The sequence below is a fragment of the Rhizobiaceae bacterium genome (assembly GCA_023953835.1).
Taxonomy (GTDB): domain Bacteria; phylum Pseudomonadota; class Alphaproteobacteria; order Rhizobiales; family Rhizobiaceae; genus Mesorhizobium_G.
In genome coordinates this window covers 13612-40327 of the sequence record JAMLJB010000001.1, presented here as the reverse complement: position 1 = coordinate 40327, position 26716 = coordinate 13612, and the positions used below count along the sequence as shown (strand labels likewise).

The following is a 26716-nucleotide window of genomic DNA, read 5'->3' as shown; positions in this document are numbered from 1 at the left end:
GCTCTTTCGCACTGTCAGATTGAAAAGCTCGTCCCGCAGCCGCAGGACGCGACCGCATTCGGATTCCTGATCTGGAACGACTGCCCCATCAGATCATCCACGAAGTCGATCACGGATCCGCCCATGTAGACGAGCGAAAGGTCGTCTATCAGGACGGTTGCGCCATTGCGCTCAATGGCGACATCGTCCTCGTTGCGGGATTCCACCAGGTCGAACTTGTAGGAAAAGCCGGAACATCCGCCGCCTTCGACGGATACGCGCAGCGCCGTCTTGCCCGGTTCGCCAGAAACGATCCTGGCGATGCGTTTGGCCGCCGCCTCGGTCAGTTCAACCTTCATGTTTGACTTTGCATCCGCGCCCATCGCGCCCACCTTGCATTGGCTTCTGTACAATAGGTATGAAGCGCCTCTGTCCAAGTCAACCGGAGGGCGGGAGAAGTGGGCGAACTCGACAAGCACGGCATCGGCTTCGGCTACCGTCCGCGCGCACCCTATGCCTGCGATCCGGCCCGTTCGCGCGGGCGGCTCTATCCGGAGCCTGAAAGCCCGACGCGCACGCCTTTCCAGCGAGACCGGGATCGCATCATCCATTCGACCGCGTTTCGGCGCCTCAAGCACAAGACGCAGGTTTTCATCGCCCATGAGGGCGACCACTACCGCACACGGCTGACCCACTCCATCGAAGTGGCACAGGTCGCGCGTGCATTGGCGCGTTCGCTATGCTGCGATGAGGATCTGGCCGAAGCCATCGCCCTCGTGCACGATTTCGGCCACACGCCGTTCGGCCACACCGGAGAGGATGCCTTGAACGAGCGGCTTTCTCGTTGGGGAGGGTTCGACCACAACGCCCAGTCGCTGAGGATCGTGACGGCGCTCGAACGGCGATATGCGGAATTTGACGGCCTCAACCTGACCTGGGAAACGCTGGAAGGGCTCGTCAAGCACAACGGGCCGCTGACCGATCGCGCCGGGCAGGGGCTGAAAGGGCCGGTGCCGCAGCCGATCCTTTCCTTCAGCGCCCGTTTCGATCTGGAGCTTGCGCGCCATGCGGGCCTAGAGGCGCAGTGTGCCGCGATAGCCGACGACATCGCCTATGACGCCCACGACATTGATGACGGCCTGCGATCCGGCCTGCTTTCGCTGGACATGCTGGAACAAGCGGAGATGCCGGCACGGCTCCTGTCGGACGTGCGCGGCCGCTATCCTGCCCTCGATCCTGCAAGGACGGCGCACGAACTGGTGCGGCGCCAGATCACCGCGATGGTCGAGGATGTCATCCTGACGACCTCTGAAAACCTGGAGCGGATCGCACCGCTGAGCGCCGACGACGTGCGGGATGCTGGCGAAACGCTTGTCCGGTTCTCCGGGAAAACCGCCGCTGAGGAGCGGCAGCTCAAGCGCTTCCTCTACGCCAATCTGTACCGCAACCCCGCTGTCATGGCCGTTCGGGAGGAGGCGGAGCAGGTGGTGCGCGACCTGTTCGACGCCTATTTCGCCGACCCCGCACTGATGGGCGAAGGCTGGCGCGAGCTGCCGCGCGATATGCCGGAGGAGGGCAGGGCGCGCCACATCGCGGACTATCTCGCCGGGATGACGGACACCTTTGCACTCAAGGAACACCGGCGTTTGTTTGACCGCACGCCGGATTTGGGATAGCTCCGCCCGCATGATTGCGCGCCGTCCATGAAGGAATGGCGCGCGTGGTCCACGCAAAATTTGTCCGGTAGTCTCATGAATATCTTCGCCGACTTCACGGGTCGGGTTACCAGAATTGTAGAAGGTCTGGGCATCGCATCGAAGGACGGTGCGCCGCTCGATCTTTCACGTATAGCGGTCGAGCCCCCGCGCGACGCGAGCCATGGTGACCTTGCTACAAATGCGGCAATGGTGCTCGCGAAACCGGCGGGCGAAAATCCCCGCGCGCTCGCCGAACGCCTCGTCGCGGAATTGTCTAAGGACCCGGATATCGTGCGCGCCGAAGTGGCGGGGCCGGGTTTCGTCAACCTGAAACTGGCGGACGGCTTCTGGCAATCGCTTCTGTCTGGCGTGCTATCGGAAGGGCAGGACTACGGACGCTCAACGCTCGGCCAGTCGCGCAAGGTGAATGTTGAATATGTCTCCGCCAACCCGACCGGGCCGATGCATGTGGGCCACTGCCGGGGCGCGGTGGTCGGCGATACGCTTGCCAACATGCTCGCCTTCGTCGGCTATGACGTGACCAAGGAATACTACATCAACGATGCGGGCGCGCAGATCGACGTTCTGGGCCGGTCTGTTCTGTTGCGCTACCGCGAGGCTTTGGGCGAGGACATCGGCGAAATACCCTCCGGCCTCTATCCGGGCGACTATCTTGTGCCCGTGGGCGAGTCCCTCGCGAAGGAATTTGGCCGCTCCCTTTTGCAGAAGCCCGACGATGAGGCGCTGGACATCGCCAAGGAACGCGCGATCGAGGCCATGATGGAGATTATCCGCGAGGACCTTGCCCTGCTGAACGTCCATCACGAGGTGTTCTTTTCGGAGCGCAGGCTTCATGCGGATGGCGCGCAGAAGATCAGGTCGGCCATTAACGAGCTGACGCTTGCGGGCCATGTCTACAAGGGCACGCTGCCGCCGCCGAAGGGGGAGAAGCCGGTGGACTGGGAGGATCGCGAGCAGACCTTGTTCCGTTCGACCGCCGTGGGCGACGATCTCGACCGCCCGCTGGTCAAGTCGGACGGCTCCTTCACCTATTTCGCGGGCGACGTCGCCTATCTCGCCGACAAGATTGCACGCGGCTTTCAGGAAACGGTGTTCGTGCTCGGCGCGGATCATGGCGGTTATGTCAAGCGCATGGAGGCGCTTGGTCGTGCCCTCTCGGGCGGTGCGCTGAAAGTGTCCATCCTGCTTTGCAACCTGGTCAAGCTGTTCCGGGACGGCGAGCCTGTGCGCATGTCGAAGCGGGCGGGCGAGTTCGTCACGCTGCGTGACGTGGTGGAGGAAGTTGGCCGCGATGCGATCCGCTTCATGATGCTCTATCGCAAGAGCGACGCCCCGCTGGATTTCGATTTCGCCAAGGTGACGGAGCAGTCCAAGGACAATCCGGTCTTCTACGTGCAATATGCTTCCGCACGCTGCCATTCGGTGTTTCGCCAGGCGCGCGAACATTTCCCCGACCTAGCGGTCGACCGCGAAACGCTGCGCAAGGAGGTCGGCAGGCTGACGGATGAGGGCGAGATCGCGCTGGTCAGGAAGCTCGCGGAATATCCCCGGCTGGTCGCATCCGCAGCGCAGGCGCACGAGCCGCACAGGCTCGCATTTTACCTGTATGATCTGGCCAGCACCTTCCATGCACATTGGAATCGAGGCACCGAGAATATAGGCTTACGCTTTGTTAAGGTTAACGATGCAGAATTGACTCTAGCCAGATTGGGACTGGTGCAGGCGGTTTCCGATGTCCTGACGTCGGGTCTGACGTTGATCGGGGCGGATGCCCCCTCCGAGATGCGTTAGCAAAGGATCATCTGTCACCTTTTGCCCACATTGCGCTGGTAGGGGCCGCAAAATGCCTCTGTAACCGTGTAACATGAGTGCGAGAGAGACATGGCTGAAAAAACATCGGGTGCGAATGCGGGTCGCGAAGACCTGAAGGATTCCGACCTGCCCTCCGCCGATCCCTTTGCCGAATTGACGCGCATTATGGGTTTCGATCCGCGCCGGGCCGAAGGCGGCGCCAAAAATGCTGCGCAGATGTCGTCGGTTGAGGAATTCAGCATCGACCTCGAACGGGAGCTCATTCACGAGTTCGGCGAAGACGAATATGAAAACAACGCTGCTCCACGGCAGGACAACGTCCCGTCATTTGAGGCTCCGCTGCCCCCGCTCGCCGCAAATTCCGACGACGAGCAGGAAGAGGCGATCGAAGAGGCGATAGAAGAGGCCGTTGCCGAGCAGGTTGAGCAGCCCGCGCTCGTGCTTCAGCGCCAGGCCCTCGACCGTCAGTCTGATCTGATGGAGGCCGAGCTTATGGCTGCGTCATCTTCCCCGGAAGAGGAGGACGTGCCGGTCATCAAGCTTAGCCCGATCGAATCGCTGATCGAAGAACCCCAGCCCGAGGTCGTTGCGCCTGTGCTGGCCGATGCCGAGCCTGCTGACGAAGCCGAACTGGAAGCGGAATTCAATGCCCTGCTGGGCAATCAGTCCCAGCACGAAATCCTCGATACGAGCGCGGAGCAGCTTGCCGCCGTTGCCCAAAACAGCGTTCCGCAAGAGCACGCGCCCGCGCAGCCTTCGGTCACAATGGCCGATGCGGAAGATGATTTGTCCGTGACGTTCGGATTCCCCGAGCCCGAGGCCCTCGACAGGGTGCCCGAGCCTGTGGCCGAACAGGCGGCGCAGCCGGAGGAGATTGAGGAGCCCGCGCCCGTCGAGGCGATCGAGGCGGAAATCGAGGCCGAAGCCGAAGATGAAATAGCCGTCGCAGCCGAAGACATGCAACCTGCCGCCGAAGTCAAGGCGCAGGAGCCGGCTGCCGCAGAAGAAGATGACCCGTTTGCGATGTTAGCCGCTATGGCGCAGAAGTACCGCGTATCCGAGCCCAATGATTCCTGGCGTTCCACGCCGCTACAATTCTCTCGTGCAACCCCGCAGATCAACCGCGTGGAAGTGCAGCGCTCTGCGGCGCCGCGCCCGACCGCGCCTGCGCCGGTCCCTGCGCCGGTCATTGAAACGCCTTCGCCGCGCGTCGAAACTCCGCACGTGGAGGCACCGCGGCCCGTCGTTGCGAGCCATGCTCCCGAAATCGAAACCGTCGATGTCCCCGACCGCGTCGTTGCCGTGGGCTACGATCTGGATATTCCGGAAGCCGAGCCGGTTGAAGAGCCTCCGGTCGTTCAGCCGGTGGACGATCTCGACACCGAGTTTAACAATCTGCTCCAGCAGATGAGCGTGCCGCAGCCGGCCCCTGTTGCGCACCGTCCGATGACCGCGCCGGCACCTGTTGCGCCGCGCGCCGACATGTCTTCGCATAAATCGTCAGTGTCGCACGCACCGTCCGGCGCGAGCTACGCTCAGGAACACACCGCACAGGCCTACCCGGCGCAGCCGCCGCTTACGGCACACGAGCAGATTGTGGCCGCACGGGAAGCATACCGCGCAGCGGAAGCTTCTTCCGCCTACGAGACGCCGTCGCATGTTTCGCATGCCGCTGAGGAAAGGCAAGCCGCCGCGCCGGCAGCCTATCGGCAGTCGGCACCTGCGAGCGCGCACCAGGACGAAGACGATATCCGTATTGACCTGACCGAAGACGACCTCGCGGAAGCCTTCGACGATTTCGACAGCGCGGCGATGGACGATTTCGATCTCGATGGCGAATTCGAGGACGATATTGCTCCCGCTGCCTATCAGCAGCCGACATATCAACAGCCAAAGCGTCGCGGATTGCTGATTGCCGCGATTGTCGGCGGCGTCGCGATCCTCGGCGTTGCTGGAGCAGTTGCAATGTCGATGATGGGCGACGCGCAGGGCAGCGCGCCGGAACTGGTCAAGGCTGATCAGGAGCCGTTCAAGGTTCGTCCGGAGAATCCCGGCGGCGCCACCGCGCCGAATCAGGAAAGCAAGGTCTATGAGACGGTTGCGCGTACCGGCGGTGATGGCGGTCCGACGCAGGAAACGCTCATAAGCAACACGGAAGAGCCGGTTGATCTGCCGGATCAACTCCCCGACAACGCCGATGACGATGTTGCGCTGGCTGTTGACGGTGCATCCAAATCCGAAGACCGCATCGTGCCGCCCGGCGCCGAAGCTGCGCAGTCCGCCGATGGCGAGGCGCTGGCGGTTGCACCGCGCAAGGTTCGCACCATGGTGGTCAAGCCCGACGGCTCGCTCGCACCTCGCGAAGAGGTCCAGCCCCAGACGCAGGACGCCAGCTCGAACAAGCAGAACGATGCCGCAGCGACGCCTGTCGACTCGGACGATGCGGTTGCCGATGCGATCGACGGGGAGCCGGACGCCGATCAGGCAGCCGCCCCGGTCGAGGTCGCGCAGGAACAGACTGCTTCGATCACGCCGCAACCGGCAGTCGATGGCGGGTGGACGATGCAGATTGCGTCTGAATCGAGCGAGGAAGCCGCCAAGGCAACCTACCAGAAGATGCTGGGTCGCTATGGGAACGTGCTTGAAGGCAAGGGCGTCAACATCATCAAGGCCGATGTTGCGGGCAAGGGTACCTTCTGGCGCATCCGTATCCCAGCCGAATCGCGGGATGCCGCAGCCGGCATGTGCAACAGCTTCAAGTCCGCTGGCGGAAAGTGCTTCGTGACGAAATCCTGATCGAATACGCTTTCTGAGCAAACATGAACGCGGGCCGCCAGGCCCGCGTTTTCATATGAAAAAAGGCGCACCGGGGTGCGCCTTTTTTGGTTCTGGGAAAGAGGCTGTGCTACCCCATCGCCTTCTGCAAATTCTCGTCTACCTTGTCGAGGAAGCCGGTCGTCGAAAGCCAGGGTTGATCCGGTCCGATCAGCAGCGACAGATCCTTGGTCATGAAGCCGGACTCGACGGTCTGGATGCAGACCTTTTCCAGCGTGTCCGCAAATTGTTTGAGCGCTGCGTTGTCGTCGAGCTTTGCGCGATGCGCGAGCCCGCGCGTCCATGCAAAGATCGATGCGATGGAATTGGTGGATGTTTCCTCGCCCTTCTGATGCTGGCGATAGTGGCGCGTCACGGTGCCGTGGGCCGCTTCGGCCTCGACAGTCTTGCCGTCCGGCGTCATCAGCACTGATGTCATCAGGCCGAGCGAACCGAAGCCCTGCGCCACCGTGTCCGACTGCACGTCGCCGTCATAGTTCTTGCAGGCCCAGACATAACCGCCCGACCATTTCAGGCTCGACGCCACCATGTCGTCGATCAGCCTGTGCTCGTACCAGAGCTTGCGCGCCTTGAACTCCGCCTCGAATTCCTTCTCGTACACCTCCTGGAAAATGTCCTTGAAGCGCCCGTCATAGGCTTTGAGAATGGTGTTCTTGGTGGACAGATAGACCGGATAGCCACGCAGCAGGCCGTAGTTCAACGAAGCGCGTGCAAATTCGCGGATCGACTCGTCCAGATTGTACATTGCAAGCGCGACACCTGCGCCCGGAGCATCGTAGACTTCGTGCTCGATCACCTGCCCGTCGTCGCCGACGAATTTGATCGTCAGCTTTCCCTTGCCGGGGAAGCGGAAATCGGTCGCCTTGTACTGGTCGCCGAAAGCGTGGCGTCCGACGATGATCGGCTTGGTCCAGCCGGGCACCAGGCGCGGCACGTTCTTCATGATGATCGGCTCGCGGAAGATCACACCGCCGAGAATGTTGCGAATCGTGCCGTTAGGGGATTTCCACATCTTCTTGAGGCTGAATTCCTCGACGCGGGCCTCGTCCGGCGTGATGGTCGCGCATTTTACGCCGACGCCATATTTCTTGATCGCGTTTGCGGCGTCCACCGTCACCTGATCGCTGGTTGCATCGCGGTTCTCGATGCTGAGGTCGTAATAGTCGAGGTTGACGTCGAGATACGGGTGGATCAGCTTGTCCTTGATGAACTGCCAGATGATGCGGGTCATCTCATCCCCGTCCAGTTCAACGACAGGGTTGGCCACCTTGATCTTCGCCATGAAAAAGCCTCGTGCGTCCGCGGAATTTTTGAATTGAACCCGGCCTATAGCAAAGCGGTCCAATGCGTGCAAACGCGCTGTGCAATGTTGCGACCAAGTGCTGAGGCACTTCAATTCGCAGCGCGGATGTGGCATCCGACCGCTCAATAGCCGCAATCGACATGCAGGCGCAGGACATGGCCGGAACAGACAGCGACAGGACATTGATGACGGGCGGTCCCGCCATCATTCTGGTTGAGCCGCAACTCGGCGAAAACATCGGCATGGTGGCGCGCGCCATGGCGAATTTCGGCCTGTCCGAGTTGCGCCTCGTCAAGCCGCGCGACGGCTGGCCGAACGAGCGGGCGAGGGCGGCCGCCAGCAAGGCCGATCACGTCATCGACAATGTGGCGGTGTTCGAAACCTTGGCCGATGCGGTATCGGACCTGCAGTTCGTTTTCGCCACAACCGCGCGGGAGCGCGACGGCTTCAAGCAGGTGCGTGGCCCGGTCGAGGCGGCGCGGGAGCTGCGCTCCCGTTCGAACGACGGCCAGAAACTCGGCATCCTGTTCGGGCGCGAGAAATTCGGCCTGTTCAACGAGGAGGTGGGGCTTGCGGACGAGATCGTCACCTTTCCGGTCAATCCCGCTTTCGCTTCGCTGAACATCGCGCAGGCAGTCCTGCTCATGTCCTATGAGTGGATGAAGTCCGGCCTCGCAGCCGAAACCGACACCGCGTTCAGAACCGACGTGATGGAGCCTGCCTCGAAGGCGCAACTGCACAGTTTTTTCGAACATCTGGAGGCCGCGCTGGAGGCGAGAGGTTATTTCCGCCCGGCTGCGAAGAAAGCCAAGATGGTGGACAATCTGCGGGCCGTACTAACCCGGCCAGGTTTTGCGGAACCGGAACTGAAGGTGTTGCGAGGCATTCTCGCCTCGCTCGACTATTTTTCCCCGAAGCAGCCGCGCGGTAGTGGCTATCCCGACCGCAAGGCCGTCGCGGATCGCGCCGCGCATGGCGAAGGTCCCGCGCCGCTGTCCGAGCGAGGCAAGGCGGCGATGAGCAAACGGAACATCAAACATGGCTAACCGACCCATTCTGATGTTCGACTCCGGAATCGGCGGGCTGACCGTGCTGCGCGAGGCGCGGGTGCTGATGCCGGATCGCCGCTTCGTCTATTTCGCGGACGACGCAGCCTTTCCCTATGGCGATTGGGACGAGCACGCGCTGAACGATCGCATCATTGCCCTGTTCGGCGACCTCATAAGGCGATATCGCCCGCAACTCGCGGTCATTCCGTGCAATACGGCCTCGACGCTTTCGCTGGCCAATTTGCGCGCCGCCTATCCGCAGACGCCTTTTGTCGGCACCGTGCCGGCGATCAAGCCCGCGGCGGAGCGCACGCGCACCGGCCTCGTTTCCGTGCTCGCCACACCCGGAACCGTGAAGCGGCAATATACGCGCGACCTGATCGGCAAATGGGCAGGACAGTGCCATGTGCGCCTTGTCGGCTCGATGCAACTCGCGCGGCTGGCGGAAATCTACATGCGCGAGGGCTTCGTCGACGAGGACGCCGTACGCACGGAGATTGAACCCTGCTTTGTCGAGAAGGACGGCCTTCGCACGGATATTGTGGTGCTCGCCTGCACACACTATCCCTTCCTGATCAACCGCATGCGCAAGATGGCCCCATGGCCCGTGGACTGGATCGATTCCGGCGAGGCCATTGCCCGGCGCACGCTCTCCCTTTTGGGCGAGGTGAACCCCGGCGAGCATGCCGCGCCTCCCAAGGACATGCACGACATCGCGGTTTTCAGTTCCGGCAGCGTCGATTTCGCGACCCGCCGCCTCATGCAGGGCTTCGGACTTTCCGTCAATTGATGGAACGGGCGGCTTCGGCCCGCGTTTCCAGCCATCAACGACAGGAGGCTTCCATGCCCGCAAGATCACAGGCGCAACAGAAGGCGGCAGGCGCAGCGCTTTCCGCCAAGCGCGGCGAAACGAAAAAGAGCGCGTTGAAGGGTGCTTCGAAGGAAATGTACGATTCCATGAGCGAGAAACAGCTTGAGGAATTTGCGGAGACCAGTCGCAAGGGCCTGCCGAAAAAGAAGGAAAGCTGATCGCGTTTGACATTTCTCGCGCTTTCCCATATGTCCACGCCGCGCCGGGTCGAAAAGCCCGGCGCTGGCTTTTGTCGGTTCAGGACCTGACGGAGACGAGCCACAAGGTCCTGAGATCACTGACGTGTCCCGTGGATTGTCCGCAGCGTTGCGGAAAATCCTGTCAGGTTTCGAAAACGGAAACCAGAGGAGGGCGCGTTTCCTTCACCCGGAGCTTCGGCTTCGGGCGCAATGTTTTGAAAGGGAATGCGATGAGCAAACGCGAATCGGCAAAATACAAACTCGATCGCCGTCTTGGCGAAAATGTCTGGGGCCGCCCCAAGTCCCCGGTCAACCGTCGTGAATATGGTCCCGGCCAGCACGGCCAGCGCCGCAAGGGCAAGCTGTCCGATTTCGGCTTGCAGCTTCGCGCGAAGCAGAAGCTCAAGGGCCATTATGGCGACGTCTCGGAAAAGCAGTTCCGCAAGATCTATGAAGAAGCGGATCGCCGTCGCGGCGATACCTCGGAAAACCTGATCGGCCTGCTGGAGTCGCGGCTGGACGCCATCGTCTATCGCGCCAAGTTCGTGCCGACCATTTTTGCGGCGCGCCAGTTCATCAACCACGGCCATGTCAACGTCAACGGCAAGCGCACGAACATCGGTTCCTACCGCTGCAAGCCGGGCGATGTCATCGAAGTCCGCGAGAAGTCCAAGCAGCTCGTGCTGGTTCTGGAATCGGTCCAACTCGCCGAGCGCGACGTGCCGGACTACCTCGAAGTCGATCACAACAAGATGGTCGCGACCTACGCCCGCGTTCCGGGCCTGAGCGACGTTCCGTTCGCTGTCCAGATGGAACCGAACCTGGTCGTCGAATTCTATTCGCGCTGAGCACTTTCGCTTCGCGCAACTCATACGAAAAGCGGCCCGCAAGGGCCGCTTTTTTCATGCTTGCAATGCTTGAAGCGCTTTATCCGGCGATCCCGTACAGATCGTAGGCGTCGGCACGCTCGATCTTCACCGTCACGATGTCGCCGCTGCGCAAGGGACGCCGTGACTCGACATGCACCGCGCCGTCGATTTCCGGCGCGTCATATTTCGTCCGGCCCTTCGCTGACGTACCGTTGGCCTCGTCTATGATGACGGGCAGGCGCTTGCCCACCTTCTTCCGGAGTTGCTGCGCCGAGATCTTCTGCTGCCGCTGCATGAAGCGGTGCCAGCGCGCCTCCTTCACCTCCTGCGGCACTGCCGCGAGGCCCATGTCCTCCGACCGTGCGCCTGATACCGGCTCATATTTGAAGCAGCCCGCGCGGTCGATCTTCGCCTCGTCCAGCCAGTCGAGCAGCATGTCGAAATCCTCATCCGTCTCGCCCGGAAAGCCGACGATGAAGGTCGAGCGGATCGCAAGGTCAGGGCAGGATTCACGCCAGCCGCGAATGCGCTCCAGCGTCTTTTCGCCGTGGGCTGGTCGGCGCATGTTTTTCAGCACCGCAGGCGAGGCGTGCTGGAACGGAATGTCCAGATAGGGCAGCACCTTGCCCTCCGCCATCAGCGGAATGACATCCGCGACATGCGGGTAGGGATAGACATAGTGCAGGCGCACCCACATGCCGAGGTCGCCAAGCTCTCGCGACAGGTCGAGGAATTTGGCGCGAACTTCGCGTTCGCCCCATTGGCTGGGGGCGTATTTGATGTCGACGCCATAGGCGCTGGTGTCCTGGCTGATCACCATGATTTCTTTCACGCCGGCCTTCGCAAGCCGCTCCGCTTCGCGGAGCACGTCTGCCGCCGGGCGGGAAACCAGATCGCCGCGCAGGGCAGGGATGATGCAGAAGGTGCAGCGGTTGTTGCAGCCCTCCGAAATCTTCAGATAGGCGTAGTGGCGAGGCGTGAGCTTCACGCCCTGCGGCGGAAGCAGGTCGATATACGGGTCGTGCGCGGGCGGCGCGGCCTCATGGACGGCAGCCATGACGCTTTCATAGGCTTGCGGCCCGGTGATCGCGAGAACGTTGGGATGTTTGTCGCGGATGAGGTCGGGGGTTGCGCCCATGCAGCCCGTGACGATGACCTTGCCGTTTTCCTTGAGCGCCGTGCCGATGGCGTTCAGCGATTCGTCGCGCGCCGAATCGAGAAAGCCGCAGGTGTTGACCACCACGAGGTCGGCGCCGTCATGCTTGCGGGCGATCTCGTATCCTTCGGCGCGCAGGCGCGTGATGATCCGTTCGGAATCGACCAGGGCTTTCGGGCAGCCAAGGCTCACGAAGCTGACGCGGGGGGCTGCGGACATGGGTTTCGTTCCAATGCTCAAGGGCCGAACCTCGCGGTCCGGCCCTTATGTTCTGTCGGTTGCGCGGCGCAGTATCACACTTGGGCGCGCAAGAAAATATCCGCGTCAGTGGCCGGTAATGCCGGGCGCTCCAAACCAGTTGCCCAAAATGGCAAGGTGATCCGGCCATTGGCTGTAAGCACCTTTCAAGGTCATCTCGATGGCCACGTAGAGAATGACCAGCAGGCCGAAATAGGCGATCCAGCGATAGCGATGCAGCAGCCGCGCGATAAATGAGGCGGCAAAGCCCATCAACGCGATGGAAAGCGCAAGGCCGATGATCAACACCGTCGGATGATCCATCGCCGCGCCTGCGACGGCCAGCACATTGTCCAGTGACATGGATACGTCGGCAATGACGATCTGCATCGCGGCCTGCGCAAAGGTCTTGCGGTGACCTTTGCCGGCAATCGTACCGTCCTTGTTGTAGTCCGCGTCCGAGAGAGCTTCGGTGGCTTCCTCCTCCTCCTCGTGCGAAACGCGCAGTTCGCGCCACATCTTCCAGCATACATAGAGCAGCAGCAGACCGCCGGCGATAAGCAGGATGGGACCGATCTGCAGGAGCTTCTGTGTGATCAACGCGAAGACGATGCGCAGCACCGTCGCGGCGCCGATGCCGACGAGGATCGCCTTCCTGCGCTGATCTGACGGCAGTCCGGCGGCGGCCAGCCCAATCACGATCGCATTGTCACCCGCCAGAACGAGATCGATTGCGATCACCTGGAGCAGGGCGGAAAATCCGGCGGCGGTGAAAATTTCCATATAGCGCTTACCTCCCGCTTATCGTTGGCGATGGCCCTAACGTGTCAGCTTGTTTCACGTCAAGCGGCTCACTGAAATACGTTGACCTACCGGCGCAGGTCAGGCTCCTGACCTGGCAGAGTGGGCAACGGCATGTGTATGGAATGGTTGCAGGCATCAGATGAGCGCGAGGCCCTTGAGGCTCGAATAGCCGGCCTTGCCCACGATGATGTGATCATGCACCGCGATGCCGAGCGGCTTGCATACATTGATGATTGTCCGGGTCATGTCGATGTCCGCCTTCGACGGCGTCGGGTCGCCCGAGGGATGGTTGTGGACCATGCTCTTCGTCGCGCTAACCCATTGATTCCCATGTAAATAATCAAAATTTGGCGATGACTGGTGCCGGAGACTGGGGGCGGTTGATCATGCATGAACGTGACCATCACGTGTGATCACCCCTGTGCTCGCCGAGTCCCTTGGGGGCACGGCATTGCACTTTATTCTTTTCATCCCAGGCATCAAGCTCATCGAGGGGGTAGAGCACGGCCTTGCCGATTTTGACGAAGGACGGTCCGAGACGCATCGCGCGCCAATTCCGCAAGGTCCCAACCGAAATACCGCCTCGGTAGCGCTGAGCCACCTCGTCAGGCGTAAGGAATTTGCTATCTGGCACTACCGCCTCCTTCGGCAGCACGACCAAGGCCTTGCCGCCGCGTCTTGAGTTGATCATCGCGGTAGTTCGTTGAGGGGCGCTTCGGGTTTAAGTTTAAGGGCCCGGAACCGGTGCCTCACGCTGCCGCACGGACATACATGCTGCGCCATTCACCGTCGCGAAAGACGTTCCCGGCTCGGGTCGGAGAAACGGATACCATAGAGGCCACATAGGCGGGGTTGGCCGAATTGCCTTTCGTTGATGCGCTAGGTGCCGCGCAGGTGCTGCGCAACGGGTATGTGGGCGATCTCGGGTGCGAGTTTGTGGCGGGTATGGCGGAATACGAAAGACGCGATTCCCTTCAAAATCCGCCGTCCTTACGGATATGTCGGTTCGAGTCCGACCGCCCGCACCATCTTTCTCAGAAGCGCCGCTGCCCGAAATTCGGGTGACGGTTCTCGGACTGTCAGCGCGCTTCTGCTCCCGACACCGCAGGATCGAGAACCTGTACGCTCGACTAGGCGCAACGCTGGTGCTGCATCGCCCGCGCGGGCCTGCGCTTATGCTCGCGCGAAATGGCTCGGCGGGCGACCGACTTCGCGGCGGAACGCGGTGCTGAAGGCGCTGGCGGATTCATAGCCGATGGCAGCCGCGACGGCTTCCATTGGCGGACTCCCCCGGCACAGCATGTCCTTCGCCAGCGCCATGCGCCAACGCATCACATATTCCATCGGCGCCAGGCCGACCTTGCGCAGGAAGCGTTCGCTGAAGGTCGAGCGAGAGAGACCGGATTCGCGCGCCAGCGCGGCGACGGTCCAACGCTCCGCAGGCTGCGCGTGAATGCGCCGCAAGGCGCGCGCGAGCTGCGGATCGTCGAGGCCCTCGAGCAGGCCGGGCTGCGCAAGCGCGCCGATCTCGCCCGCGCGGCAGCGCAGCGCCTCGAGAAGCAGCGTCTCGACCAGGCGCTCGACGACGAGATCGCGGCCCGGACGGTCGCTCAAGGCTTCGTCTGCGATGAGTTCCATCACGCAATGCAGGCGGCGCGCGGCGCGGTGCTCGCGCCTGACGTGCAGGAGCGCCGGCAAGAGGCCGGCGATGAGCCCGGCATTCGCGGGTTCGCATTGGAAATAGCCGCCGATCATCCGGAATGAGGGATCGCCTTCCGGATCGCCATGGCGCAGCGCAGCGAGGCCGGCAGACGCACTGGCGTCGAGCGCGCGCAGGGGCGCTTGCGCATCCGTGTAGATCGCGAAGCCCGGATTGGGCGGCATCAGCACGAAGTCGCCCTCGGCGAAGCGTACGGGCTCCCCCGCGCCGACCCGCAGCCAGCAGGCACCGGTGAGCACAAGGCCGAAGCCGGCATTGTCGACGGCGGCATAGCGGGCGCCCCAGGCGCCCTTGCCGGTGATGAGCTTCACGCCCGCCGCGCGCGGCCGCAGCGCCATGAGGATCGAGGCCAGAGGATCCATTCGGACGATCTATAACGTATTCTGGTGTGTCAATTATAGATCGTACGGATCGCGGCCGCTAGCCTGCACCCGGTCAAAAACTGGAGCGGATCATGAAAACAGTGCTGATTACGGGTTCTTCGAGCGGCTACGGGCAGGAGACAGCGCGCCACTTCCACGCCAAGGGCTGGCGCGTGATCGCCACAATGCGCACGCCCCGCCCGGAGGCCCTGCCGCAGTCGGAGCGCATGCGCGTGCTGGCGCTGGACGTGACGAAGCCCGAGAGCATCGCCGCAGCGCTTGAGGCGGCCGGTCCGATCGACGTGCTCGTCAACAATGCCGGCATCGGTTCTTTCGGCCCGCTGGAGGCGTCATCGATGGCGATGGCCCGCAAGGTGTTCGAAACCAACACCTTCGGCGTGATGGCGATGACGCAGGCGGCCATTCCCCAGATGCGGGAGCGCCGTTCCGGCGTGATCGTCAACGTGACGTCGAGCGTGGTGCTTGCGCCGCATCCGCTTGTGTCCGTCTACGCCGCCAGCAAGTGGGCGATCGAGGGCTTCACGGAGTGCCTGGCGCCCGAACTCGGCGCATTCGACGTGCGCGTGAAGCTAGTGCAGCCGGGCTACGGGCCTTCGACGCGCTTCACGCAAAACACGGACGTGGACTTCGAGAAGGCGATTCCGGAGGACTACAAGGCCTTCGCGCAGCCGATCCTCGCTGGCTTTGCGGAAACGATGCTCACGACAACGGCGGCCGATGTCGCCGAGGGCGTGTGGCGCGCTGCACACGACGAGACCGGCGCGCTGCGCTTTCCAGCCGGCCCCGACGCCGTCGCGTTGGCGAATGCCGGCTAGGCTGGCTATTGCCGTTTCAGCGCTCCAACAATCAAGGCGATCACATCGTCGAGTGCAGCGGATTGGTGCTCGAGCGAACCATCGGTCGCCACCAAGTCCGGGTGGTGATAACGAAAGGTAGCGTTCAGGATTGCACGTGCTGTTGATTTTGGATCGTGAGCCTCGGGCAGAGATCGGCGGCATTGACCGCAGTCTCACCAATGTAGCCCCGGGTCGACGTAGGCCAGTTCGACGGTCTCGCCGGTGGCGTTTTGTATGGCCTGGGCCACTTTTCATAAAAAGCGCTCAGCACTTCGGGAACGTTGGGGTAGTGATTACCTAAGGGCGCACACTTCATCGCCCGCCACTACCCTTTTCGACACGGCTACGATGCCGCGTTCCCCAATCGCAGAGGGGCAGGAGGGCTTCTACCAGCGTTTCTCCGAACGGTGTCAGTGTGTAGTCAACCTTCGGTGGCACCTCTTGATAGTCGTACCGGATCAGCACCTCAGCCCCGACAAGCTCGCGAAGCTGCTGAATTAGAACCTTTTCACTGATGCCTGCGACAAGGCGCTTCAGATCGCCGAAGCGTTTAGGGCCGGAACGGAGGTGATAGAGGATCAGCGGCTTCCACTTGCCGCCCATCACGGCCAGCGAGACGTCGAGGCCACACTCGGGTTGGGTCATGCTCATCAAACAATTCTACACTTACCTTTAGGTAGGTTCTAGTCCAAATGGAAGTGACGCCACATATTTCCTCCACCACAGCAAGGAGACGGAATATGGGTAGGTTGCAGGGAAAAGTCGCTGTCATCACCGGCGCCAACAGCGGTATCGGCCTGGCGACGGCGCGACGTTTCGCCCGTGAGGGCGCGCGAGTGTTCATGACTGGTCGGCGTCAGGCCGAGCTTGACGCTGCGGTGGCCGAAGTCGGCGGCGGCGCGATAGGGGTCCAAGGCGACGTGTCAAAACTGGCCGATCTGGACCGGCTCTATCAGGTCGTGCGCGACAAGGCAGGGCAGATCGACGTTCTGTTCGCCAATGCCGGTGGCGGAGAGTTCGCGCCGCTCAGCGAGATAACCGAAGAAGAGTACGACCGCACCTTTGGCAGCAACGTCAAGGGCACACTTTTCACCGTGCAGAAGGCGCTGCCATTGCTGAAGGACGGTGCGGCCGTGATCCTGACCGGATCGACCGCCGCCACCAGGGGCTATCCCGCGGTCAGCGTCTACAGCGCGAGCAAGGCCGCGATCCGCAATTTTGCTCGGGGTTGGAGCGTCGATCTGGGGCCGCGCCGAATTCGTGTGAACGTACTCGTGCCCGGCTCGACACTCACGCCGGGCTGGCGCGCGCTCTCGCCAACCAAGGAGCAGCATCAGGCCTTCGTCGCGATGTCGGAAGCGGCGACGCCGCTTGGCCGGATGGCAAAGCCTGACGAAATCGCCGCCGCGGCCCTGTTTCTCGCATCGGACGACAGCAGTTACGTGAATGGTAGCGAGCTGTTCGCCGATGGCGGGTCGGCGCAGATTTAGGGGCACACTTTCTGTGAAACTGGCACTGCGTGGAACTCGTAAGGGTCCGCTCGACCTGCCAACCGGACCCGGGACGAAAAGATCGAGTCGTTCAACTGCTACCCCACGGGCGCCGCTGCGCCGGTTTTCCGTTGTTCGATCTGTCCGATCTTAGGGCGGCCATCGCCGCTGTCGCTGCGCCGAAGAAAAGCGGCGACGTCCTCCTGAAATTTGAAATCACGTTATGGAAAGGAATAGCAATGTCTAACAGGACCATTGAGCAGCTCAATGATATTGAGGACATTAAGCAACTTAAGGCCCGCTATTGCCGGCTGATCGATCAAAAGAATTGGAACGAGCTTGAAGCGGAGTTGGTGCCTGATGCAACAATTGAGATTGCTGGCGCCCCAGGTGGGGCTGACGACACGCAGAAATTCAGCTCTGCTCATGGCTTTATCGAGGGCCTGCAGCAGTTGATGGGACCTCTGGTGTCCGTGCATCAGGTGCATGCACCAGAGATCGAGATCCTGGACCGGGAGACTGCGCGAGGAACCTGGACGATCTCCGATCGCCTTGTGTTTCCTGATGGAAGCCCGCTCAAGATTCTTCAAGGATGGGGAATCTACCACGAAACCTACAAGAAGGTTTCGGGAAGCTGGCGTTTTGCAAGCGTGCGGCTTGAGCGGCTGCTGGTGGAGCCTGTTGAAAGCGCCGCTCCGAACGACGCCAGGGCCATAGCCAACAAGCTGTTGCAATGCATTGGCGGCAAGGATCTTGAGGGCATAAAGGAACTGTTCGCCGAAGAGATCGACTGGTTCGTTCCCGGATCGAGCGAGTTGCCTTGGACCGGAAAACGCACCAAAGGAAGCCAAGCACCGGAGTTCTTTGCGGTGATGTGGCCATACTATGTCGAAGGGAAAAGCACGGCGAGCATCAACGACATCGTCTCGGACGGCAATAATGTCGTTATCACCGGAACGTTCTCACACGTCATCGCGGGGAACGACAGGTCGTTCGAGACTCCGATCGCTCTGCATCTGAAGGTGCACGACGGGAAGATCAGCCATCTTCAACTCTACGAGGACACTTTGCTGATCTCTCAAGCTTTTGGCGCAGCCCAAGGAGCCCCGGCGGTCGGCCCGAACGATCTGCCGAAGCATCTCACGGCTGCCGAAAATCAGGCATGAGCGATGCGTTCGCAGCCGAGTGGCTCAGCTTGAGCGATCGGACGGCTACCTTACTTTGAAGGAAGGGACTCGGCCGAACTGCGGCGGAAGCATCTGCAACCAAGCGAGGTCGCCGACCCGCCTCGACGCCAGCGCGTTTTCACTCGATGCCCGGTGCTCCGTGCCTCCGGAGGAGTCGAAATGGCGGTCGACCGGTGGCGGGATATTGACTACTGGTTTGATATAGACTGGATCTGACGTAGCCTGTGCGCCAACCGCGCCATTCGGAAGAACAAGAGCCAGCAATATCGCGAGAAGGTGATCAAACCGCGTCGTCATCGGATTACTCTCCGAGGGATTTCCAGCCCGCGTACCAATAGACGCCTCACTTGGCCATCTTCATAAACGCGCCGAATTTCGCATCTCGGCTGCTGCTTCCCGGATCTGCGGATGCGGAGGCAAGTGACTCTCCGGGAGGTGGTGCTGACGAATTGGCCAGGAAATCTGGCCTCAGCACGGAGACAACGCTGCTGGCGCCCGATCAGGCCTCGATCATCTAAACCGGCGCCGGCTGATATGTGTCGTGACCTGCTATCGGCAATTCGGTGCACCCGCCACCCACGCCTGACTGTCCCAGATAGCCAGCCTTGACATTTTGTATGGCGCCTGACATTATTGTCAGGTGGCTAACAAATCGAACGATATTCATTACGGGTCCGTCGGGGCTTGGGCGAAGCGTTGCTACCTGGCTGGTCGCGCGGCGATGGAGGCGATGCTGCGCCCCTACGATCTCGGCGCCACGCAGTGGTACGTGCTCTACCATCTGGCACATGACGGACCGATCATGCAGCGCGATCTGGTGAGGATCCTCCAGGTCGAGCGAGCCACGTTAAGCGCGATCATAGGCGTGCTTGTCCGCAAGGGGTTCGTCGAGCAGGTGCCGGACAGCGTCGACCAGCGGCAAAAGCTGCTCCGGATGACTGCGGCGGGCATCAAGCTCTGGGACGAGCTGCCCGATCTGGCAGTCATTCACAACATCGCCTTCGACGGCATGGACGACGTTGCGGTCGCCGCAGCGGTCGAGGTTCTCAAGACCGCTACCGAGCGACTCGAGAAGCTCACAGAAAGGAAGTGACGTATGACAGTCTTGATAACTGGTGTGACCGGACTGGTAGGAGCCCGCCTCCTGCCTCGTCTCGTCGAGGCGGGCGTGGATTGTCGCGCCCTTGTGCGCGGAGGAAAAGACGTTCCCGCAGGCGTTACGGCAGTCGAGGGCGACCTTTTCGATCGTTCGACGCTTGGGCAGGCGGTTCAGGGCGTTACAGACATCATCCATCTCGCTGCGGTTTTCCGCACCCAGGACACCGACCTGATCTGGAAGAGCAATTTGGAAGGGGCGCAAAATCTCGTCGGCGCGGCGAAGGACCACGCGCCTGAAGCGCGCTTCATCCTCGCGAGCACCAGCAACGTTTACGGCGCGGACGGCACTCATCCCGGACGGGAGGACGATGCAGTCGATCCCAAACACGCCTATCCCGCAAGTAAGGTCGCGGCCGAGAAGGTATTGCGCGAGAGCGGTCTCAACTGGGCGGTCCTGAGGTTTCCCTTCGTCTACGGCGATCAGGACGGCCATCTGGAAGAACTGCCTAAGCATGCCGTCGCGGGCAAGTGGCACCCGGCGAAGCGAATCAGCACGATTCATCATCGCGACATCGCTACGGCCATCAAACTTGCCTTGGACGGTCTTTTCGACGGCCGCATCGTCAATATTTCCGATGAGGCGCCGAGCTCAATCTATGAGCTCGCGGCATTGGTCGGCGAAAAGCTGGAGTCCTCCGCCGAGCCGCTGGAAAACCCTTGGCATCTCCACGTGGACGCCTCGCTGGCGCGCAGTCTCGGTTTTCAGCCCAGTGTGCGGACGGTTTACCAAGCCGCTCAAGACAAGCTGATGTGACCCACCGGCAGCGCTATCCGCGAATGCGATAGTAATCGCTGCGCAACGAAATCCGGCCTTTTACCGCCTCTTGCGGGTTAGCCGCGATTTCAACGTCGCCCTAACATTCGCAGGTCAAGATTATGGTCACAGATCATATGGCGTTCGGCAACACTGGCCTTTGGGAAGACGCTGGTTCGGTGATCGCGGACTTTGCGGGGTCCCAGCGGATCGCTAGCACGCACACCAAGGAGTGAGACTGTCAACTCGTGCGTTTCTGGCCGCCGCCTCCGCGTGAGGCCGCCATCGCGACCCGAGGTTCTCAAGCCAGGTTTTGTGAGACGAGCCGCGTGGAGTCGCGGGAGGGACGAGACCCTGTTCGATACCTCAATCTTGATAACGGCCCGCGCCGAGCTTTGGTATCGTGGCGCTATACAATTAAATCGGTCGTCGGCTCGTCCGAGTGGTACCGATGCCGTCGCGCGGTATCGGCAACGCCGCCGCTGTCGACATTCAACAACTGGATTCTTCTTTCCTTTCGGGGGCCGGCCTTCATGGGCTCCAGGCTGCGCGTTCGATGCCTGATCTGTCTTTGGACCTGCGATATCTTCGCTATGCGATAGCTGCCTCGGAATCTGGAAGCTTTAGACAGACCGCCTTAGCGCTGAGTGTTTCTCAGTCAACAGTGAGCCGTCGTATTCAACTGCTAGAACGCCGGCTTGGGTTCCCGCTGTTTCGTCGCGATCGAAAGGGCGCTCATCTTACTCCGGACGGCGAATATTTCTTGAAGGAAGCTGCACCAGGAGTTGATCAGCTCCGGCGTGCTATTCAGGTTACTTCGGCAAGGCGCCGCGGAGAACATGGTGAGCTTAACATCGGCATTCTTGCTTCTCTTACCGCGGGGTATCTTCACCTTGTGTTTAAGGAGTTCCATCAGCGCCATCCCGGCATTAAAGCCATTCTTCACGAGGGGACGGCGGAGGAAAACCTTCATCGGCTGGCCCTCGGCAGTCTCGATGTCGTCTTTGTCACCGGCGAGCCGATCGTCCCGGGGCATATTTCCGAGAGGCTTTGGAGCGAACGCATCTATGTCGTCCTGCCTTCCAACCACAGTCTTACTCAGAGGTTAGATCTTGCATGGCGAGACATAAGAAATGAGACGTTCATTGTGACTAGTGGCGGTCCTGGGCCGGAGGTGCATGACTATCTGGTAAGGAAACTTTCCGAATTAGGATTTCGCCCTAGGATCGACATACATGACGTTAGCCGCGAAAGCTTGATGAACCTGGTCGCCATCGGTTACGGGCTCACTCTCACCAGCACATCTTCGTTGGGGACTGCTGCGGTAGGGCTGGCATTTCGACCGTTGTCCGACGATACGGAGGATCTTCCCTCAAGCGCAGTCTGGGCGATGAGTAATCCGAACACAGCGCTCAGGCGTCTTATCAAAGTGGCCAAAGACGTGGCGAGTAGCTATGCGCGCAAGGCATCCTCGGTCGCCATCTGTTGCGCAGTCGCGCTTTCATCGGTCGGCAATTTCATTGACTCGACGAGTTCGTCGAGCCCGCGCAAAACCCCTGTCGGTGTCTATGAAGCGCTGCAGCATCGGTACGATCAACTTGTGCGGATCCACGATAGGCTGCCCCGTCTCGCCGGAAAGCACTTCCGCATAGGCAATAAGGTCGCGGTGCAGAGGCGCGGGCAATTCCACGGTGACCTTGACTGGCTTGTGGTCGGTCAAGGGGCCGAGTTTTAGCTTCGTCATGATCATCCTCCGTAGGGTTCGAGAACGAGATCGCGCGTCACGATCACGCGCACAGGAAAGCCCGGCCGGATCGTCAGTGTCGGCGCGATGTTGAGCTGTCGGCGAACGATCTCCTGACCCGCCTGATTGAATGTGTCCTGACCACCATTGCGGATGGCGCGCAGAAGCCGGTCGTCATCGTCGATCGCCAGCTCGGAGCCGATGCTAAGCAACGTCGAGAGACCTGCCGCCTTGGCTAGATCCCACCAATGATAATCGACGCCATCCTGCAGACCGGCATAGCCCTCGGCTTCGGCCCCAGGTTGGCGCTCCAAGACGATGGAGCGGCCGTTAGGAAAGATTAGGCGGTTCCAGACAAGAAGTACCCGGCTCTGCCCAAACTGGACGTTATTGTCGTATTGCCCGATCACACGCGTGCCCTGCGGCACGAGCAGAATGCGGCCGGTCGGGCTATCGTAGATGTTCTCGGTTACCTGGGCGGTGATCTGACCGGGAAGGTCGGAGCGTATACCGGTAATCAGCGCTGCCGATATGACCGCGCCAGCCTGCAGCACATAGGGGGACGCCGGCGCTGCCACCCGATCCGGGGCAATGGTGCGCCGATCGACGGCGGCATTGAGGAAAGCATTCTGCCGATCCTGGGCGGTCGGCGTCGTCGGCTGCGGTGCAAGGCCGAGGCCCGCGAGATCGGAAATTGCCGGCGCGACCGCAGCCGGTGCCGACGCTGATGGATTGACGCCTCGCGTCTCGGTCGGGGCGAACAGGCGCGCGGTCCGTGCCGATTCAAGCTCCTGAAGCCGCCGCTGCTCTTCGGGGTTGAGGCCCGGACTGAGCGTTGCGACGCCCGGCGCCGGCACGGGCTGTCCGCGATTCTGTGCGTCGAGGATCGGTCGTCCAAGATCGCCGGGCAGCGGCGGGCCGAGCTGCGGGACGCCGCTATAATCGCGCGGCAGACCAGCGATGCCATCGGCCGTGGCCCGATTTTCGGTTGAATATAGCTCTTCGGCCGGGCGACCGCTGTCGCGGGTCTGAAGGGCATAGACCAGCGCGCCACCGATGCCGACGCTGGCGACCAGACCGACGCCGGCCAGCACGTTGCGCGACAGTCGCGTCACGCGCGGCGGCTCCGCGCGCAGTCGCATCGCCGCAGGACTGATCGGCTCGCCCGTCAAGGGCTGAGCACCGTCTTCCGGATCTTCTCCCTTCCGGGTGTCACTGTCGTTCACGACGTCGACCTCCCGTCGGTGCGGACGATTCGGACGCGCTTCTGCTCGCGGCCAGCGCCGAAGCGTAGCTCGGCGGCGGCGAAGAGGCGGTCGACGATCATGTAGTTCGAGCGGACGCGGTAGTTGACGAGTTCAGACGTGTTGCCTTCCGGACCGACGACGAAGAGCGGCGGCATTTCGCCCTGGCCGATGCCGCGCGGGAATTCGATGAAGACCTGGCGCCCGTCATCGAAAGCGCGCAACGGGCGCCAGGGTGCGCGGTCGCCCTCGATTGCGTAACGGAAGTTGACGTTGGTCAGATCGACACCTGTCGCGACGGGTCTCACCGCCTCGGCCTGCGCATTCTGCCGGCGCAGTGCGATGAGCTGATCCTGCGGGTATTGCCAGGAGACAGACGCCATATAGGTGCGCTCCGTCGAGCGCAGTTCCATGTGATAGGTGCGCAAGTTGGTGTTGATGATGAGGTTGGTCATCAGCTCCGGTCGGGTCGGCTTGACCAGGATATGGACCTGTTGCGTCGCCCCTGAGCCGCTCAGCGTGTCGCCGATGATCCAGCGGACGGTGTCGCCGGCGGCGACCGGACCGGAGCCGACGAGCTGCTCGCCGGGTTGGAGGGCGATGTCGGTGATCTGGCCGACCGCCGTATAGACCTGATAGAGCGCCCCTTGTGTGAACGGGTAGACCTGCATCGAGTTGATGAACCCGTCGCGGACGGGCTGCACGCGCGCCGCGGCGTTGGCCTGATTCACCCGTGCCGCTGGATCGGCGGGTTCCGGTCTCTGCCGGGAGCGCTCGACCGGTTTCATCTGGCCGGGAAGCGGAAGCGGCCTCGGCAATTCCACGACGGTGACGGGCGCCGGGGGATCGACTGTCTGCACGGCCGGAGCAGCGTTGTCGTAGGATATCTCCGGCGGTTTGTGCGTGGTCGCGCATCCCGCGAGCGCCGTCGTGGCGAGGAGAATGGCCGGCAGCATGCCGATCCGCAGATGCGGATATGTTTGGATGTGTGAAGCCGGCATTCCGGCTTTACGGAAAAACAGCTTCATTGCCCAAGCTCCCGTGACCAGTTGATGGCGTTGACGTAGATTCCGAGCGGGTTCTTACGCAGCGTGTCGGCGTTGCGCGGCGTCTGGATCACGATCGTCAGGATCGCGGTCCATCGCTCGGTCGTCGCAAGCTGGCCGCTCTCGTAGCGGCGCTCGACCCAGGCGACGCGGAAGCTGTCGGGAGATGCGCGGATGACGCTGGAGACCTCGATGGAGATTTGCTGGCGACCGACCTTGGTGAAGGGGTCATTGGCGCGCGCATAATCATTGAGGGCGGCGGCGCCGCGATCGGTCGTGAAGTCGTAGGCCCGCAGCCAGTTCTGGCGGACGATGATGGCGTCGGCCGGGATCGAGCGCACCTCTTCGATGAAGCGGGCCAGGTGGAAGGCGATCTGCGGATCGGTCGGGCGATAATCGGCCACGGCTGGCGCGACGGCCTGTGCCTGTCCGAGCCGGTCGGTCTGCACCACCCAGGGCACGACGGTGCCCCGCGCCGACTGCCAGACGAGCGCTGCGGCGAAGCCCGCCGAGAGGAAAAGCGAACCGAATGCCATGAGCCGCCAGTTGCGCGCCTGGACGCGGGCCGAGCCGATCCGCTCATCCCAGACTTGGCTCGCGCGCTGGTAAGGCGTCTCGGGTTCGGGGCTCTTGCCATAGTGGGTGGAGGGTCGTTTGAACATCAGCGGTCGCTTTCGGAGAGGTTGACGGAGGAGCCGCCGCCGTGCGCGTCGCCGGAGCGGACGGCGTGCGCCGTGGCCTGGACGGCATGGGTCATTTTCTGACTGCGGCGCATGCGTTGGGCCCAGGCGGGAGGACCATCTGTCTTGGAAGAAGACGCGGCCTCGGCGGCGTCACCGCCGATCGTTCCGCCGGTCGACAAGCCGCCCGTGGCTTCGAGCGCGGCACGCCCGCCGGCATTGAAGCTCGAACGCATGCTGTCGGCGGCGCGCGAAGCGGCACGGCGCAGGGGCGAGATCGCCGCGCTTCCTCCGGCGCGGGCGACGCCGCCGAGACCGGATGCGACGCCCGCGGCCCCGGACTGGCCGGCCGCGCCAAGGCTGTAGGCCGTCGAAGCGCCTCCCGCGAGAGCCGCGCCGCCACGGGCGGCGGCAGCAGCGCCCCCGACCAACGAGGCCCCTCCCGTCGCGGCCGCGCCCACGGCGCCGGCGCCGAGCGCGACCATGCCGCCAGCGGCGAGGCCCGTTCCCACCGCCGCGCCTGCGCTGAGCTGCGGTCCCCCGGAGACGATGCCCGATGCGATGCCGGGGCCGAAGATGCCGAGGCCGAGCAGCGACAGCGCGGCGAGCACGATGGCCATGGCCTCGTCGATCGAGGGTGTCGCGCCGCCGAAGCCGGCGGTGAACTCGGAAAAGAGCGTCGAGCCGATGCCGATGATGACGGCGAGGACGAGCACCTTGATGCCGGACGAGATGACATTGCCGAGCACGCGCTCGGCCATGAAGGCGGATTTGCCGAACAGGCCGAATGGGATCAGCACGAAGCCGGCGAGCGTCGTCAGCTTGAACTCGATCAGCGTGACGAAGAGCTGGATGGCGAGGATGAAGAAGGCGAGCAGCACCAGCGCCCAGGCCAGGAACATGCAGGCGATCTGGATGAAGTTCTCGAAGAACGACCAGTAGCCCATGAGGTTGGAGATGGAATCGAGCAGCGGCCGCCCGGCGTCGAGGCCCGTCTGCGCGACCTTTCCCGGCCGCAGGAGATCCGCCGTGGTGAATCCCGTGCCGCTGGCTTTCAGCCCGAGTCCTGCGAAGCTTTCGAAGACGATGCGGGCGAGATTGTTCCAGTTGCCGATGATGTAGGCGAAAACGCCGACGAACAGCGTCTTCTTCACCAACCGCGCGATAATGTCGTCATCGGCGCCCCAGGACCAGAACAGCGCGGCCAGCGACACGTCGATGACGATCAGCGTGGTGGCGATGAAGGCAACCTCGCCGCCGAGGAGGCCGAAGCCGCCGTCGATGTATCGGGTGAAGACCTCCAGGAAATGGTCGATGACGCCGGTGTTGCCCATGTGCCTATTGCGCCTCGACCGGCTGGGGCGCCGTGGGCGCCTGAGGGAGGCGCTCGGCCGGACGGGAACCCGGCGCCAGGAAGCGCCGACGGTTCTCAGCCCATGCACGGCGGCAGGACGGATCGCGGGGACCGGCTTCGCCGAGCGCCTGGCAGCGCAGCAGTTCATCGCGGAGCGGATCGGATTGCGGCGACGCAGGAGGACGGGATGCCCAGGGCTCGGCCGGCTCCTCCTTGCGGCTCATCTCGATCGCCGTCGCGGTGACGGCGATGGCGACGAAAGCGACGGCGGCCAGGCGTGCGAGCATCTTCCCGTCCATGCGCCGACC

25 protein-coding genes and 3 pseudogenes are annotated in these 26716 nt (G+C 62.3%); 14 read left to right on the top strand and 14 right to left on the bottom strand.

The window, feature by feature from the left end:
• Positions 1 to 14: 14 nt before the first annotated feature.
• Complete coding sequence (gene erpA / locus M9924_00215) at positions 15 to 362, bottom strand: iron-sulfur cluster insertion protein ErpA (protein MCO5062818.1); 348 nt, start codon at positions 360 to 362, stop codon at positions 15 to 17.
• 75 nt (positions 363 to 437) lie between these two features.
• Between erpA and M9924_00210 the strand changes: the two genes are divergently transcribed.
• From M9924_00210 to M9924_00200, 3 genes are all read left to right on the top strand, one after another.
• On the top strand, positions 438 to 1655 hold the full coding sequence (locus tag M9924_00210) for a deoxyguanosinetriphosphate triphosphohydrolase (GenBank protein MCO5062817.1): 1218 nt from the start codon (positions 438 to 440) through the stop codon (positions 1653 to 1655).
• A gap of 75 nt (positions 1656 to 1730) precedes the next feature.
• Entirely contained in the window at positions 1731 to 3488 is a 1758-nt protein-coding gene (gene argS, locus M9924_00205; protein ID MCO5062816.1) for an arginine--tRNA ligase, read from the top strand.
• 90 nt (positions 3489 to 3578) lie between these two features.
• Positions 3579 to 6305, top strand: a complete 2727-nt coding sequence (locus tag M9924_00200; GenBank protein MCO5062815.1) for an SPOR domain-containing protein — start codon at positions 3579 to 3581, stop codon at positions 6303 to 6305.
• 109 nt (positions 6306 to 6414) lie between these two features.
• Here M9924_00200 and M9924_00195 read toward each other — a convergent pair whose 3' ends face one another.
• The gene (locus M9924_00195) at positions 6415 to 7626 is read right to left on the bottom strand and encodes an NADP-dependent isocitrate dehydrogenase (protein ID MCO5062814.1); all 1212 of its coding nucleotides are present in this window, start codon (positions 7624 to 7626) and stop codon (positions 6415 to 6417) included.
• A 176-nt stretch (positions 7627 to 7802) separates the two neighbouring features.
• Between M9924_00195 and M9924_00190 the strand changes: the two genes are divergently transcribed.
• From M9924_00190 to rpsD, 4 genes are all read left to right on the top strand, one after another.
• Positions 7803 to 8693 carry an RNA methyltransferase gene (locus M9924_00190; protein ID MCO5062813.1) on the top strand — a complete coding sequence of 297 codons (891 nt, stop codon included), beginning with the start codon at positions 7803 to 7805 and terminating at the stop codon, positions 8691 to 8693.
• Positions 8686 to 9486 (top strand): glutamate racemase, encoded by an 801-nt coding sequence (gene murI / locus M9924_00185; protein ID MCO5062812.1) that lies wholly within the window; start codon positions 8686 to 8688, stop codon positions 9484 to 9486. The genes M9924_00190 and murI overlap by 8 nt, the downstream gene beginning before the upstream one ends.
• A gap of 53 nt (positions 9487 to 9539) precedes the next feature.
• A complete protein-coding gene (locus M9924_00180) occupies positions 9540 to 9725 on the top strand; it encodes a DUF3008 family protein (GenBank protein MCO5062811.1) in 186 nt (61 codons plus the stop codon).
• 251 nt (positions 9726 to 9976) lie between these two features.
• The gene (gene rpsD, locus M9924_00175; protein MCO5062810.1) at positions 9977 to 10594 is read left to right on the top strand and encodes a 30S ribosomal protein S4; all 618 of its coding nucleotides are present in this window, start codon (positions 9977 to 9979) and stop codon (positions 10592 to 10594) included.
• A gap of 79 nt (positions 10595 to 10673) precedes the next feature.
• On the opposite strand, the gene rimO is transcribed toward rpsD, so the two are convergent.
• The 4 genes and pseudogenes from rimO to M9924_00155 all read right to left on the bottom strand — a co-directional run bounded on the left by rimO (position 10674) and on the right by M9924_00155 (position 13446).
• Positions 10674 to 11990: a 30S ribosomal protein S12 methylthiotransferase RimO gene (gene rimO / locus M9924_00170; GenBank protein MCO5062809.1), complete on the bottom strand. Its 1317-nt coding sequence runs from the start codon at positions 11988 to 11990 to the stop codon at positions 10674 to 10676.
• A 105-nt stretch (positions 11991 to 12095) separates the two neighbouring features.
• Positions 12096 to 12791 carry a TerC family protein gene (locus M9924_00165; protein MCO5062808.1) on the bottom strand — a complete coding sequence of 232 codons (696 nt, stop codon included), beginning with the start codon at positions 12789 to 12791 and terminating at the stop codon, positions 12096 to 12098.
• A 156-nt stretch (positions 12792 to 12947) separates the two neighbouring features.
• Positions 12948 to 13130 (bottom strand): annotated as a pseudogene (locus M9924_00160) (hypothetical protein).
• Between the two features lie 85 nt (positions 13131 to 13215).
• Positions 13216 to 13446, bottom strand: a complete 231-nt coding sequence (locus M9924_00155) for a helix-turn-helix domain-containing protein (protein ID MCO5062807.1) — start codon at positions 13444 to 13446, stop codon at positions 13216 to 13218.
• 305 nt (positions 13447 to 13751) lie between these two features.
• Here M9924_00155 and M9924_00150 point away from each other — a divergent pair.
• Positions 13752 to 13840: pseudogene (locus M9924_00150) on the top strand.
• A gap of 145 nt (positions 13841 to 13985) precedes the next feature.
• On the opposite strand, the gene M9924_00145 reads toward M9924_00150, so the two are convergent.
• A complete protein-coding gene (locus M9924_00145) occupies positions 13986 to 14894 on the bottom strand; it encodes an AraC family transcriptional regulator (GenBank protein MCO5062806.1) in 909 nt (302 codons plus the stop codon).
• Positions 14895 to 14986: 92 nt separating this feature from the next.
• Between M9924_00145 and M9924_00140 the strand changes: the two genes are divergently transcribed.
• Positions 14987 to 15730: an SDR family oxidoreductase gene (locus M9924_00140; protein ID MCO5062805.1), complete on the top strand. Its 744-nt coding sequence runs from the start codon at positions 14987 to 14989 to the stop codon at positions 15728 to 15730.
• A gap of 333 nt (positions 15731 to 16063) precedes the next feature.
• On the opposite strand, the gene M9924_00135 is transcribed toward M9924_00140, so the two are convergent.
• Positions 16064 to 16402, bottom strand: a complete 339-nt coding sequence (locus M9924_00135) for a helix-turn-helix transcriptional regulator (protein ID MCO5062804.1) — start codon at positions 16400 to 16402, stop codon at positions 16064 to 16066.
• 89 nt (positions 16403 to 16491) lie between these two features.
• Here M9924_00135 and M9924_00130 point away from each other — a divergent pair, with 89 nt between their 5' ends.
• The 5 genes and pseudogenes from M9924_00130 (at position 16492) to M9924_00110 (ending at position 21721) form a co-directional block, all read left to right on the top strand.
• On the top strand, positions 16492 to 17241 hold the full coding sequence (locus M9924_00130) for an SDR family oxidoreductase (protein ID MCO5062803.1): 750 nt from the start codon (positions 16492 to 16494) through the stop codon (positions 17239 to 17241).
• Between the two features lie 131 nt (positions 17242 to 17372).
• The gene (locus M9924_00125; protein MCO5062802.1) at positions 17373 to 18407 is read left to right on the top strand and encodes a nuclear transport factor 2 family protein; all 1035 of its coding nucleotides are present in this window, start codon (positions 17373 to 17375) and stop codon (positions 18405 to 18407) included.
• 742 nt (positions 18408 to 19149) lie between these two features.
• The gene (locus M9924_00120; protein MCO5062801.1) at positions 19150 to 19521 is read left to right on the top strand and encodes a MarR family transcriptional regulator; all 372 of its coding nucleotides are present in this window, start codon (positions 19150 to 19152) and stop codon (positions 19519 to 19521) included.
• A gap of 3 nt (positions 19522 to 19524) precedes the next feature.
• Entirely contained in the window at positions 19525 to 20340 is an 816-nt protein-coding gene (locus M9924_00115) for an NAD(P)-dependent oxidoreductase (protein MCO5062800.1), read from the top strand.
• A gap of 556 nt (positions 20341 to 20896) precedes the next feature.
• Positions 20897 to 21721: pseudogene (locus M9924_00110) on the top strand (LysR family transcriptional regulator).
• Positions 21722 to 21841: 120 nt separating this feature from the next.
• Here the strand turns inward: M9924_00110 and M9924_00105 are convergent.
• The 6 genes from M9924_00105 to trbK-alt are packed head-to-tail and all read right to left on the bottom strand — an operon-like array spanning position 21842 to position 26707.
• Positions 21842 to 22084 carry a DUF2274 domain-containing protein gene (locus M9924_00105; protein ID MCO5062799.1) on the bottom strand — a complete coding sequence of 81 codons (243 nt, stop codon included), beginning with the start codon at positions 22082 to 22084 and terminating at the stop codon, positions 21842 to 21844.
• Between the two features lie 2 nt (positions 22085 to 22086).
• Positions 22087 to 23310 carry a TrbI/VirB10 family protein gene (locus M9924_00100; protein MCO5062798.1) on the bottom strand — a complete coding sequence of 408 codons (1224 nt, stop codon included), beginning with the start codon at positions 23308 to 23310 and terminating at the stop codon, positions 22087 to 22089.
• Complete coding sequence (gene trbG, locus M9924_00095; GenBank protein ID MCO5062797.1) at positions 23307 to 24329, bottom strand: P-type conjugative transfer protein TrbG; 1023 nt, start codon at positions 24327 to 24329, stop codon at positions 23307 to 23309. Before trbG ends, M9924_00100 begins: the two co-directional genes overlap by 4 nt.
• 23 nt (positions 24330 to 24352) lie before the next feature.
• Positions 24353 to 25036 carry a conjugal transfer protein TrbF gene (gene trbF / locus M9924_00090; GenBank protein ID MCO5062796.1) on the bottom strand — a complete coding sequence of 228 codons (684 nt, stop codon included), beginning with the start codon at positions 25034 to 25036 and terminating at the stop codon, positions 24353 to 24355.
• Positions 25036 to 26388 (bottom strand): P-type conjugative transfer protein TrbL, encoded by a 1353-nt coding sequence (gene trbL, locus M9924_00085; GenBank protein MCO5062795.1) that lies wholly within the window; start codon positions 26386 to 26388, stop codon positions 25036 to 25038. The genes trbF and trbL overlap by 1 nt, the downstream gene beginning before the upstream one ends.
• Before the next feature lie 4 nt (positions 26389 to 26392).
• Entirely contained in the window at positions 26393 to 26707 is a 315-nt protein-coding gene (trbK-alt, locus tag M9924_00080; protein MCO5062794.1) for a putative entry exclusion protein TrbK-alt, read from the bottom strand.
• Positions 26708 to 26716: the final 9 nt, after the last annotated feature.

Bases quoted from the DNA above. Each gene is read 5' to 3' on its own strand.
- M9924_00195 (MCO5062814.1), bottom strand. From the start codon at position 7,626: ATGGCGAAGATCAAGGTGGCCAACCCTGTCGTTGAACTGGACGGGGAT.
- M9924_00135 (MCO5062804.1), bottom strand. From the start codon at position 16,402: ATGAGCATGACCCAACCCGAGTGTGGCCTCGACGTCTCGCTGGCCGTG.
- rimO (MCO5062809.1), bottom strand. From the start codon at position 11,990: ATGTCCGCAGCCCCCCGCGTCAGCTTCGTGAGCCTTGGCTGCCCGAAA.
- argS (MCO5062816.1), top strand. From the start codon at position 1,731: ATGAATATCTTCGCCGACTTCACGGGTCGGGTTACCAGAATTGTAGAA.
- trbL (MCO5062795.1), bottom strand. From the start codon at position 26,388: ATGGGCAACACCGGCGTCATCGACCATTTCCTGGAGGTCTTCACCCGA.
- murI (MCO5062812.1), top strand. From the start codon at position 8,686: ATGGCTAACCGACCCATTCTGATGTTCGACTCCGGAATCGGCGGGCTG.
- M9924_00145 (MCO5062806.1), bottom strand. From the start codon at position 14,894: ATGGATCCTCTGGCCTCGATCCTCATGGCGCTGCGGCCGCGCGCGGCG.
- M9924_00105 (MCO5062799.1), bottom strand. From the start codon at position 22,084: ATGACGAAGCTAAAACTCGGCCCCTTGACCGACCACAAGCCAGTCAAG.
- M9924_00130 (MCO5062803.1), top strand. From the start codon at position 16,492: ATGGGTAGGTTGCAGGGAAAAGTCGCTGTCATCACCGGCGCCAACAGC.
- M9924_00120 (MCO5062801.1), top strand. From the start codon at position 19,150: ATGGAGGCGATGCTGCGCCCCTACGATCTCGGCGCCACGCAGTGGTAC.
- M9924_00140 (MCO5062805.1), top strand. From the start codon at position 14,987: ATGAAAACAGTGCTGATTACGGGTTCTTCGAGCGGCTACGGGCAGGAG.
- M9924_00180 (MCO5062811.1), top strand. From the start codon at position 9,540: ATGCCCGCAAGATCACAGGCGCAACAGAAGGCGGCAGGCGCAGCGCTT.
- M9924_00165 (MCO5062808.1), bottom strand. From the start codon at position 12,791: ATGGAAATTTTCACCGCCGCCGGATTTTCCGCCCTGCTCCAGGTGATC.
- trbG (MCO5062797.1), bottom strand. From the start codon at position 24,329: ATGCCGGCTTCACACATCCAAACATATCCGCATCTGCGGATCGGCATG.
- M9924_00190 (MCO5062813.1), top strand. From the start codon at position 7,803: ATGGCCGGAACAGACAGCGACAGGACATTGATGACGGGCGGTCCCGCC.
- erpA (MCO5062818.1), bottom strand. From the start codon at position 362: ATGGGCGCGGATGCAAAGTCAAACATGAAGGTTGAACTGACCGAGGCG.
- trbK-alt (MCO5062794.1), bottom strand. From the start codon at position 26,707: ATGGACGGGAAGATGCTCGCACGCCTGGCCGCCGTCGCTTTCGTCGCC.
- trbF (MCO5062796.1), bottom strand. From the start codon at position 25,036: ATGTTCAAACGACCCTCCACCCACTATGGCAAGAGCCCCGAACCCGAG.
- M9924_00115 (MCO5062800.1), top strand. From the start codon at position 19,525: ATGACAGTCTTGATAACTGGTGTGACCGGACTGGTAGGAGCCCGCCTC.
- rpsD (MCO5062810.1), top strand. From the start codon at position 9,977: ATGAGCAAACGCGAATCGGCAAAATACAAACTCGATCGCCGTCTTGGC.
- M9924_00200 (MCO5062815.1), top strand. From the start codon at position 3,579: ATGGCTGAAAAAACATCGGGTGCGAATGCGGGTCGCGAAGACCTGAAG.